The organism is Streptomyces sp. 8K308, assembly GCF_004348315.1.
Classification (GTDB): Bacteria; Actinomycetota; Actinomycetes; order Streptomycetales; family Streptomycetaceae; genus Streptomyces.
In genome coordinates this window covers 1-9544 of the sequence record NZ_SMKC01000277.1, presented here as the reverse complement: position 1 = coordinate 9544, position 9544 = coordinate 1, and the positions used below count along the sequence as shown (strand labels likewise).

Genomic DNA, 9544 nt, shown 5'->3' with positions numbered 1-9544 from the left:
GCCCGCCCCCATGGATGCATGGGCGTCCAGGGCGCCCTGGCCGTCAGCGACTCCGGACGCGAAGTCCGTGACGTTCTCGCCGCCTGGCGCAACAACGGCTGCTCCCGGGTCCGAGAGCGATTCCAGCGAGCCCTCGCCGACGGCGACCTGCCTTCGGAGGCCAATCCGGGACTACTGGCCCGCTACGTCACCACCTTGGCATTCGGCATCGCCGTGCAAGCCGCGAGCGGTGTCGGCCAGGACGAACTCCAGGAGATGGCCGACGCCGCCCTACGCAACTGGCCGCTCCCCTGAGCACCGGCCGTCCGCCCTCGCGAGCACCCGCTCACCCCTCGCCGTAACGGCCCGCTCTCACCACCGACCCTTTAGCGGCGACACCCATCGCCAGCGCCCGCACCCCTCTCAACTCCCCGCCCTCCTGGCCCTCGACGGCCTCACCCTCACCGAGGCGGAGATCGCGAAACTGACGGAGGCCTCCCTGGGATGAACCCCCTCGCCCTTTTCGTAGCCGCCTTCGACCACCGAGTGGAGACCCGCCCGCTGGTCGACGGCGCCGACCTGCTCGCCACGGCGTTCCGCGACGAGCCGGGCACCGTCCTTCGCCACCACCCCACCCGGGCCCCAGAGGTCCGTATCGGTGCCGGAGTCTCTGGTTGCTCGGCGGAGTTCGTTGAGCCGCTCGGCGACCCGTGGCTGTGGTCGTGGGCATACGGGGTGTCATCGCCGCAGCCAGGCGCCGACAGCGAACAGCCATCCGCTCGCCGCGATTGAGGAAGGCGGCGAGCGGACGGGGAGAGAGGACTACCGGCCGGCTGCGACGAGCACGCGTGCGCGCAGATGCTCGCTCGCCAACATATCCGCAGGCGTCCACCCGTAGTTCGTGACCTCCTCCACTTGGAGCGCCACCGCGTCAGCCGTGGTCCGGAACAGGAACCGGAAGTCGAAGTGCTGGTGTTCGGGCTCGCCCTTGGCATCGTTGGCTGGAATCGGGTGCACGTCGATGTCAATAGGTGTGATTCCCTCGGGCTCTACCTGCTCGCGGCCGATGCCGGTCTCTTCGGAGAGCTCCCGGAGTGCGGCGTCGAGCAGCGATGTGTCGGAGTCCTCCGTGTGCCCACCAGGCAGAAGCCACTTCCGCAATGCCTTGTGTTCGATCTGGAGTACGCGACCGTCGGGACGGAGCAGAACGGCACCGGCGGTGACGTGTCCCCGGAACTCCGTGCGCGTGGCGATCCTGTCGCCGGTGGCATCGAGCACCTCGAGAAGGGCCGACAGACGGTCCTTCTCGTCTGGGTGCTGGCTCAGGTACGTGTTCACAGTCTGTCGTACGTGGTCTGTCGCAATCGGCATGTTGCTCCTAGCGGTTGAAGTAGTTCAGCCAGGTCGCTGCGATGCTGGCGCGGTCCTTGGCGCTGACCTCGTACATATCAGGCCGGAGGTCCCCACGAGCGAGCATGCGGATGCCGGCGAGAATCTCGGCCTGTACGAGGAAGATGAATGGCCCCACGCTGGCACCGTGGATGAAGTTGACGGCATTGCCATCGTTGAGCAGGTAGAAGTAGTGGCCGGTCGTCTGGTACCGAGTGATGTGGTCACCGGTCGGCGTTCGGCTGTAGATGCTGGGTAGCCCGTCGAGGTCGAGTTCGTCCTCGCTGCTGGTGGCCGTGGCGACGTACGCCCCGTTACGCAGGGACGAGAAGTCCTCGCCTCGGAGGGACACGGCACCTGTGGCACAAAGGACAAGGCCCGCGTCTTTGAGAGCCGACTCGCGATCGCGGGCGACGGTGAACCCCTGGCTGAGGGCCTGCGCACGGCGGACGGGGTCGATGTCGTACACCGTGACTTGAACGGCTTTGGCGTGCAGCAGGCGAGCGATACTCGACCCGAGCTTGCCGAAACCGACTACGAGGGCGTGTCGACCGTTGAGGATGTCGCCCTGGGCACGCATGAGGGCCTCGGTGGAGAACACCACAGACTGGCCCACGAGGTAGTCCTCGGGGTCCTTCAACGGTGAGCGAGCGACGGACACGACCGGGCAGGGAAGCTTCTCCGTCTCGGCGTAGCGCTTGTGTCCGTTCTCAGTGTCCTCGACGACGCCGAGGAGGCGACCCGAGAAACGGGCACAGAGGGCGTCCAACGTGGGCGCGAAGTAGCCACCGACGTCCAGCAAGACGACGGACTACCCGCCGCACGTGCCTCGACGTAGTCGAGGCACGCGTCCGAGTCGGAGAACAGGTCGCGGGACAGTTCGTCGCACTGTGCGAAGCGTTCGACCTCGCGTCGAGCGCCAGCGTCGATGGACTTTGGCTTGGGCAGCACAGCGCGCAGATCGGACACGCTGTCAACCGCCCTTACGAAGGACGGCCGTTCAGGTAGCAGATGCGTGATGAGGAACGACACCGGCGCATCGTCCGGCCTGAACTGCGTGGCGATTCGGGCGAAATACGAGTCGAGGCGCGCTCGATCGAACTGCTCCACGATCACAGCTCCCTTAGCTCCGGTGTGTGGGCCCCGTCAAGGAACTCGCTGGCGAGGCATGTCGAGCTGGCATCGAGGTGGGGCGGTGTGGGGAGCACACACCAGACGTACTTGGAGGCGTGTCCGGTGGATACGATCCCCCACTCGGCGGTGAGAAGCCGCACGAGTTCGAGGCCGCGTCCGTGCTCGTCGTCTGGGGCCGCCACGCGACGCGAGGGAGTCTCGGGCGACTCATCCCCCACCGCGAGGAAGAGAGCTCGGTCCACCCGACGCCGCACGGTTAGGGTGATGTCGCCATGCGAGTGGCGCGCGGCGTTGGTCGCGAGCTCGCTCGCGAGCAGCCGTACATCGTCGACCTGGTCGAAGTAGCCCGGGCACTCGGCTAGTTCGGCGGCCACGTTCCGGATGAGGCGCACGACGCCGGGGAAGCGGCCGAAAGAGCTACACAGCATGAGCCCGCCCTCGCTGTCGAGCCCGCGAAGGCGCTCAGTGACGAGATGAAGGCGTGTGCGGGGCAAGGCGGCTGACCTCGGCCCAGGTGCAGCCGCCGCCGGGGACAGCCGAACGAGCACGCCGGTTGTGGTGTAGGCGCTGTGTGACTGCATACCCCTAGCAATGGTGCGGATCTGCGACCCCGAGGACGCCGACGCTGAGCTGGAGCGGATGCTGGGCACGCCGAGGCCTGCCTCAAGGAACTCGGCCTCGCCTACCGGGTGGTCGTCCTCGCCGCGGGCGACACCGGGTTCTCCGCCCAGTTCACCTACGACATCGAGGTGTGGTTCCCGAGCCAGGACACCTACCGCGAGATCTCGTCGGTCTCGAACTTCGGCACGTTCCAGGCGCGGCGCGCCAACATCCGCACCCGGGGCGCGGACGGGAAGCCGAAGCCGGTCGTCACGCTCAACGGCTCCGGCCTCCCGGTCGGCCGCACCCTGGCCGCGCTGCTGGAGAACGGGCAGCGGGCGGACGGTTCGATCGCGCTGCCCGAGGCGCTCGTTCCCTATCTGGGGTTCCGGGAGATCGGGGTGGACGGCACGCCGGTCACGTAGCCGTCAGCGCCGCGTCGGGTAGGCGGCGGTCACCTCCACCTCGACGAGCCAGCCGGGGACGGCCAGGGAGGCGACCTCCATGGTGGCGCGGGCCGGGCGCGCGTCGTTGGCGACGAGCGGCGGCTTGGGGGTGGAGGTGCCCATGGGGACGGGGATGACGGCCTCGGTGGCGAGGTCGATGTTGGCGAAGTACTGCCGGTAGGCGCGGTTCCAGCCGGCGTAGTCGGCGGTTTCCGCGCCGGGCGGCGCCATCAGGTAGCACTTCATGGTGACGACGTCCTCGGGGCGCAGGCCGGCAGCCTCCAGGTTGTTCACGATGTTGCGCAGCACGACCAGGGCCTGGGCCTCGGTGATGGTGACGCCCTGCGCGCCCTCGGTGAGGGACGGGTCGGTGTAGCGCTCGGGGGAGCCGGCGGGCGCGGACGGGTTGAGGGCGGTGGGGCCGAGGCCGCTGCTGGCGTAGGTCGCGACCTGGCCGCCCATGGCGACGCCGTTGGATATGGCCGGGTTGGAGTTGCCCTCGGGCAGCATGACCCGCACCTGGGTGGGGCGCGGCTGCCACCAGCCGCCGGCCTCGGCGAGGGTGGCGCCGCCGACCACGAGGAGACCCGTGGCGGCGAGCGCGGTCAACGACCTGGTGCGCGTGGTGGTCATGCGGACAGCACCCTCTCGTGGATCTCGGTGACGACCTTGCGGGCCGAGGTGAACGCGCCGTGCTGCCAGGCGATGGCGTGGCTGAGCCAGTCGCCGGCGAAGTAGACGTGGCCGGCGGGCTCGTTGAGCAGCCGGTACTCGGGTCCTGTCTGGGAGGGCCAGCCGACCCAGCCAGCCTCGATGAACGGGGTGCGGTGCCAGGCCACGCTGAAGGAGCGGTCGAGTTCGGTGCGGTACTTCTCGCCGTGTACGCGGGCGCCGCGGTCGAGGGCCCTGGCGAGTCGTTCCTGGTGGGTGAGGCGGCTGTAGGCGAGCGCGTTGTCGCCGAAGTTGTAGTAGCCGATGACGGTGCCGCGGCGGCCGTGGAAGCCGTGTGACGGGTACCAGATGGTGGAGATGTCGAGGTCGGTGGGGGTGATGCCGCCGTAGACGTGCTCGTCCGTCTCCCACCAGCGGCGCCGGTACTCGAGGCCGATCTTGCCGACCGGGGTGGGCGTGGCGTAGCGGAGCGCCGTGGTCACGTCGTCGCCGAGGTTGTGCCGGACGCGGGCCATGATCATGGGCGGGATGGCGGCGACCACGAAGTCGGCGGTCTCGGCGTGGACGCGGCCGCGGCCGTCGCGCCAGGTGACCTCGGCGCCGTCGTCGTGGTTGGTGACGGCGGTGACCTCGGCGCCGTAGGTGACGCGGCGGCGGCCTATCGCCTCGGCGAGGGCGCGGGGTATCGCGTCCATGCCGCCGACCGGCTGGAACATGAGCATGGCCTGGTCGTAGCCGAACTCGAACGAGAAGCGGGTGCCGATGCCGCTGGCGATCACGTCGGACATGGACGGCACGGACCCGAGGACGGTGCCCGCCTCCAGGCCGGCGCCGGGCTCCACGGAGTAGCCGCGGCGGTTGGTGCCGGTGTAGGTCCAGCCGTCGGCGCGGCCGTTGATGGCGCCGAAGTTCCGCAGGAAGGAGAGGAGGCGTTCCTTGTCGTCGGTCGTGAGTTCGGCGTCGAGCGCGCCCTGGTCGGTGGCCTTGGCGAGCAGTTCGGATACGTAGCCGTAGACGTCGGCCTTGGCGGTGCGCCAGCGCACGGGCCGACCGGCCAGGGCGCCGGGTACGTTCTCGTGGTGGATGTAGGCGTTGGCGTTCTGGTTGGTGAACACCTCGAGTTCGACGCCGAGTTCGCGGCAGTACTCGAGCGTGACGTGGGACTGCGGGAGCCGGGCGGGACCGGCGTTCATGTACTCGCCGTCGGAGAACGTGGCGCGCTGGGTGCGGCCGTCGAGGTCGGTCTCGGTGGTGCCGCCGCGGACGGTCCAGTTGCGGCCGCCGGGGCGGTTCTTGGCCTCCAGGATGTGACAGTCGTATCCGGCCTTGCCCAGCTCGTAGGCGGTGGCCAGGCCGGCGATGCCGGCGCCGAGGATCAGGACCTTCTTCGCGGCACGGCCGCTGAGCGTGAAGTCGCCGGGCGTCGGTGGGCGGTACGCCTCGGCGCGGGCGTCGGGGACGGGGGCGAGTCCGAGGGCGCCCATGGTGGAGTAGAGCACTCCGGCGCCGCCGGCGACTCCGACGGATCTCAGGAAGTCGCGGCGCGAAGCTGCCACTGCCATCTTGCCTCCTTACGGGCGCGACTCCCGGCGAGCCGGTGCCCGGGGAGGGCTGGAGTCGCGTGGTGCGTGAACGATCCGGCCGTACCGGGTGGTTACGGATGTGGCCGGTCTGCCCCACGAGGGTCTGGCAGCGCTGTTTCCGTCGAATGCCGCGGATGTATCCGTGGTTCGCCGAATTGCCTACCGCGAAGTTCCGTGAACCCGACTGTTCACGTGAGGTCGTTGAACGAGGCTGACCGTCGCTGTCTGCCTTCCGACCGGGTGAGGAGAGTGAGGTCGGCGCTGGTCGCGATGGCCAGGGTGCCGCCCGAGGGCGAGAAGCCGGCGGCCCGCGGCGTGGCGTGGGTGATGTGGTGGATGTGCCACCAGCAGCCGCCGGCCGGGCCGTGGCAGAGGCCGCCGTCGGTGGAGAGCAGGACCCGCTGGTGGGGCCAGTCGGGGCTGACGACGTCGAGGGTCCAGCCGTCGGCCGTCGTGGCGTGCAGCCCGCCGCCGTGGAGGCCGGCTATCCGGACCTGGACGCCGGCGAGCGGGCCAAGACCAGGACAGGTGAGGAAGGGGCCCGTGGGGTCGCAGACGTCCGGGTCCGGGTCGCGGTCGCGGGCCAGGACCGCGCCGGTGGTGCCGTCCAGCACGCCGTGGCCGTCCTGGGAGACGATCATCACCAGGTCCCGGCCGGTCGCCGGGTCGGCCGCGAAGCCGATGCCGAGCAGGCCGCCGATGGGAACAGCCGGTCGTGGGCGGAAGACCGGCCGCCAGGGAGCAGGCGCCGGCGAGACCGGCGCGGACAGGAAACGCTCCCTGAGCTGCAGCTGGTGATCCGTGAACATCGCGCTCCATCCCAGCGGTGTGTGAGGGAGACGTTACGGTCCGTCGGCCCCCCGCGCCAGGGTCGTCCACGGTCATTCCGACGCCGGCCGTCAGCCGGACGTAAGCCCGTGACCGCTCGGCGCAAGCCGGTGTTCACCTCGGCGCCGCCTGGCTCGGCGACAGTCGGGGTATGAAGCTGAGGCTGCGGCCGGGAAACGTCGCGCGGGCCGAGGATCTCCTCACCGCCTGCGTGCGGGAGTGCGCCGCGTACGTCGCCACCGGACCCGAGGACAGGAAGCTGGTCGCGGCCGTCGGCGCGCTCGTCGTGGAGCACTCCGCCCACGAGCCGTCGGCCGACCGCGCCTACGACGCGCTGCTCACCGTGGGCCGGCGGGCGCTGGACGCCGGCGAGGTGCGGCTGGCCCGGCGGGTCGCCGACTCCGCGGTGGCCCTGCGCAGCAGGTCGAGGGAGGCCTGGCGGCTGCGCGCCCTCGCGCTCGAGGCCGATGGCCGGGCCCGCGAGGCGGTCGACGCCCACGAGCGGAGCCGCGCGCTGGGCGGCGAGGGCGACCCGGGGCTGGTGACGCGCGGCGCGCGGACCATCGGCGTCGGCGACCTCCGCGGCCAGCTCGCGGGGCGCCGGGTGTGCGTGGTGGCCAACGGCGAGGGGCTCGCCGGCAGCGCGCTGGGCGGCGTGATCGACGGCTACGACGTGGTCGTGCGGGTCGACTCGTTCCAGACCGACGCCACGTCCACCGGCGAGCGCGTCGACGTGCACGCCGTGTCCTGCCGCAGCGGCGGCCCAGGGTGGCGGCGGCAGGCCCGCACCCGGCTGGTCTTCGGCGAGGAGCCGAGCCAGTGGCGGGACGCGATCCGCCGCCGTCTGGTCCCCGGCGCGCAGGAGTTCCTCGGGGACTGGTCGCTGAGCCGGCCGGTCCGCGACCCCGCGCTGATCGGCGAGTCCCGGTGGGCGGCCGAGTCGAGCACCGGCTTCGTCGTGGCGCGCCTCCTCGACCACCTCGACGTCTCGACCAGGATCGACCTCGTCGGCTTCACCCTGCCGGGGCAGCTGCGCGCCGAGGAGCGGCAGTGGCTGCTGGCGCACGCCCGCGACCGGGACGGGCTCCTGGTGTCGCTCCGGTAGCGCCGGGACTCTGGCGCTGACTTGGGCGGACGACCCGGCGGCAGCGCGATGGCCGATTCGTTCAAGAAGGGGACCGTGGTGGCTCGCTACCGTCGCTCCCATGAACAGCATCGGTAACGAATCCCGACACCTCAGCGTCCGGATCGATTGCCCGGTCGCGGACGTCTACCGCTACGCGTCGAACCCGACCAACCTGCCCGAGTGGGCGCACGGCCTCGGTGGCGCGGGGTCCGTCGAGTGGATCGACGGGCGCTGGATCGCGGCGTCCTCCCCCATGGGGCGGGTCGAGATCGTCTTCGCCCCGCCCAACGACCTCGGCGTGCTCGACCACGACGTCACGCTGCCCTCCGGAGAGACCGTCCACAACCCGGTCCGGGTGATCGCCCACGGCTCGGGGAGCGAGGTGGTGTTCACCCTCCGCCGGCGGCCGGGCATGACCGAGTCCGATTTCCAGCGGGACGCCGCCACGGTCGCCGCCGACCTGGCGCGGCTCAGGGAGGTGACGGGGTCGGCCGGCGCGCCGCTCGCGCGGTGAGTCAGCCCGCCCGGCCGGCGGCGGCCGGGTCCGCGGCGGCCTTGGCCGCCGGCCCGGTCCGCGCCGAGGCCACCGTCAGCGGGCCGGCCACGACGCGCTGCCGCCAGAGGCGGCCGAGCAGCGCCCGCTCCCTGGTGTGGAAGTCCGGCCCGGCCGCGCCCCGGTCGGCGCGCTCGCGCAGCAGCGCGAGGGTGGTGGCCGCCGCCTGGTACTCGGCGACGGCGCGGACGCCCGCCGGGCCGTGGCGGTGGCGGGCCAGCCGGCGGGAGGCGGCGCGTGAGCCGAGCGAACCGAGGGCGGCCGGCTCCTCGGGCGACAGCCAGCCGGCGCTCGCGTACACCGGCAGCGTGCGCCGCACGAGGCGCAGCTGGCGGTCCCGCGCGCTGCTGGCCAGCCAGCACAGGGCCGCGAAGACCGGCACCATCACCAGCGCGTAGACGGCGGCGAAGCCGAGGAACGGCAGCCCGGTCGACGCGTTCCACACCGAGTGCAGGAGCATCGCGGCGGCGAGCCCGAGCAGCGGCAGCCCGAACCGCGGCCCGCGCCGCTCGGGCCCCAGCATCGCCGCGAGGCCGAAGCCGATCCCGGTCAGCGCCGTGAACACGGGGTGCGCGAACGGCGCCAGCACGATCCGCACCACGAACGTCACCACCGTCGCCGAGTCGAGCGCCGTCTCTGGGCCCCACTCCAGGTCCTGGTCGAAGGCGCTGCCCAGGTAGAGGATGTTCTCGGTGAACGCGAAGCCGGCGGCGCTCATGCCTGCGGTCACCAGGCCGGCCAGCACGCCGTTGAACGCCTCCGGCCGGTGCAGGAAGACGAGTAACACCGCGATCGCCTTGACCGTCTCCTCCACCACCGGCGCGATCACCGTCATCTCCAGGGTGTCCGCGTGCGAGGGTGCGAGGGTCGCCGAGGAGCCGGTCAGCACCCGCACCAGCAGCCCGTTGGCGAACAGCGCGACGAGGGTGGCCACGCAGGCGCCCCAGCCGAAGGCGAACGCCAACGTGCGTGGGGGCTTGGGCAGCACCGCGTCGATCCACCGGAAGGTGAACACCAGCAGCGGCAGCGGCAGCAGCGCCAGGACGAAGCCGACCCCGAACCCGGCCCAGCCGGTCTCGCGCCCCACGAGCACCGCCGCCACCACCCCGCAGACGGCCAGCGGCCCCGCGATGCCGGCCAACGGGCGCAGGCGGGGAGCACGGTCGCGTGGGGGGAGCGCAGGGGGCACCCCCTGACTGTACGTCCTGATGCCGACACGCCAACAGGCCATGCG

The 9544-nt window shown here is 71.5% G+C and carries 9 protein-coding genes and 3 pseudogenes; 5 read left to right on the top strand and 7 right to left on the bottom strand.

Annotated elements, in window-relative coordinates; translation table 11 throughout:
* Both E1265_RS27945 and E1265_RS27940 read left to right on the top strand, forming a co-directional pair.
* Positions 1-294: pseudogene (locus E1265_RS27945) on the top strand (TetR/AcrR family transcriptional regulator); the annotation flags it as partial.
* Between the two features lie 189 nt (positions 295-483).
* A complete protein-coding gene (locus tag E1265_RS27940) occupies positions 484-771 on the top strand; it encodes a hypothetical protein (RefSeq protein ID WP_132933773.1) in 288 nt (95 codons plus the stop codon).
* A gap of 30 nt (positions 772-801) precedes the next feature.
* Here E1265_RS27940 and E1265_RS27935 read toward each other — a convergent pair whose 3' ends face one another.
* The 3 genes and pseudogenes from E1265_RS27935 to E1265_RS27925 form a co-directional block, all read right to left on the bottom strand.
* Complete coding sequence (locus E1265_RS27935; RefSeq protein WP_132933772.1) at positions 802-1350, bottom strand: NUDIX hydrolase; 549 nt, start codon at positions 1348-1350, stop codon at positions 802-804.
* Positions 1351-1357: 7 nt separating this feature from the next.
* A pseudogene (locus E1265_RS27930) lies at positions 1358-2478 on the bottom strand (adenosylhomocysteinase).
* 2 nt (positions 2479-2480) lie between these two features.
* Positions 2481-3083: an ATP-binding protein gene (locus E1265_RS27925; protein WP_132933771.1), complete on the bottom strand. Its 603-nt coding sequence runs from the start codon at positions 3081-3083 to the stop codon at positions 2481-2483.
* 13 nt (positions 3084-3096) lie between these two features.
* Here E1265_RS27925 and E1265_RS27920 point away from each other — a divergent pair.
* Positions 3097-3527, top strand: a pseudogene (locus tag E1265_RS27920) (aminoacyl--tRNA ligase-related protein); the annotation flags it as partial.
* Positions 3528-3530: 3 nt separating this feature from the next.
* Here E1265_RS27920 and E1265_RS27915 read toward each other — a convergent pair.
* From E1265_RS27915 to E1265_RS27905, 3 genes are all read right to left on the bottom strand, one after another.
* Entirely contained in the window at positions 3531-4181 is a 651-nt protein-coding gene (locus E1265_RS27915) for a Rid family hydrolase (RefSeq protein ID WP_132933770.1), read from the bottom strand.
* Positions 4178-5782, bottom strand: a complete 1605-nt coding sequence (locus E1265_RS27910) for an FAD-dependent oxidoreductase (RefSeq protein ID WP_132933769.1) — start codon at positions 5780-5782, stop codon at positions 4178-4180. The genes E1265_RS27915 and E1265_RS27910 overlap by 4 nt, the downstream gene beginning before the upstream one ends.
* Positions 5783-5991: 209 nt before the next feature.
* Positions 5992-6612: a hypothetical protein gene (locus tag E1265_RS27905; protein WP_132933768.1), complete on the bottom strand. Its 621-nt coding sequence runs from the start codon at positions 6610-6612 to the stop codon at positions 5992-5994.
* 170 nt (positions 6613-6782) lie between these two features.
* On the opposite strand from E1265_RS27905, the gene E1265_RS27900 reads away from it, so the two are divergent.
* Positions 6783-7736, top strand: coding sequence for a hypothetical protein (locus E1265_RS27900; RefSeq protein WP_132933767.1), 954 nt, complete (start codon positions 6783-6785; stop codon positions 7734-7736).
* A 100-nt stretch (positions 7737-7836) separates the two neighbouring features.
* On the top strand, positions 7837-8271 hold the full coding sequence (locus tag E1265_RS27895) for an SRPBCC family protein (protein ID WP_132933766.1): 435 nt from the start codon (positions 7837-7839) through the stop codon (positions 8269-8271).
* Position 8272: 1 nt separating this feature from the next.
* On the opposite strand, the gene E1265_RS27890 is transcribed toward E1265_RS27895, so the two are convergent.
* Positions 8273-9499 carry a PrsW family intramembrane metalloprotease gene (locus E1265_RS27890; protein ID WP_165953911.1) on the bottom strand — a complete coding sequence of 409 codons (1227 nt, stop codon included), beginning with the start codon at positions 9497-9499 and terminating at the stop codon, positions 8273-8275.
* Positions 9500-9544 lie beyond the last annotated feature (45 nt).

Excerpts from the sequence above, each read along its gene's own strand:
- E1265_RS27940 (WP_132933773.1), top strand. The coding sequence starts at position 484 with ATGAACCCCCTCGCCCTTTTCGTAGCCGCCTTCGACCACCGAGTGGAG.
- E1265_RS27935 (WP_132933772.1), bottom strand. The coding sequence starts at position 1,350 with ATGCCGATTGCGACAGACCACGTACGACAGACTGTGAACACGTACCTG.
- E1265_RS27925 (WP_132933771.1), bottom strand. The coding sequence starts at position 3,083 with ATGCAGTCACACAGCGCCTACACCACAACCGGCGTGCTCGTTCGGCTG.
- E1265_RS27915 (WP_132933770.1), bottom strand. The coding sequence starts at position 4,181 with ATGACCACCACGCGCACCAGGTCGTTGACCGCGCTCGCCGCCACGGGT.
- E1265_RS27910 (WP_132933769.1), bottom strand. The coding sequence starts at position 5,782 with ATGGCAGTGGCAGCTTCGCGCCGCGACTTCCTGAGATCCGTCGGAGTC.
- E1265_RS27905 (WP_132933768.1), bottom strand. The coding sequence starts at position 6,612 with ATGTTCACGGATCACCAGCTGCAGCTCAGGGAGCGTTTCCTGTCCGCG.
- E1265_RS27900 (WP_132933767.1), top strand. The coding sequence starts at position 6,783 with ATGAAGCTGAGGCTGCGGCCGGGAAACGTCGCGCGGGCCGAGGATCTC.
- E1265_RS27895 (WP_132933766.1), top strand. The coding sequence starts at position 7,837 with ATGAACAGCATCGGTAACGAATCCCGACACCTCAGCGTCCGGATCGAT.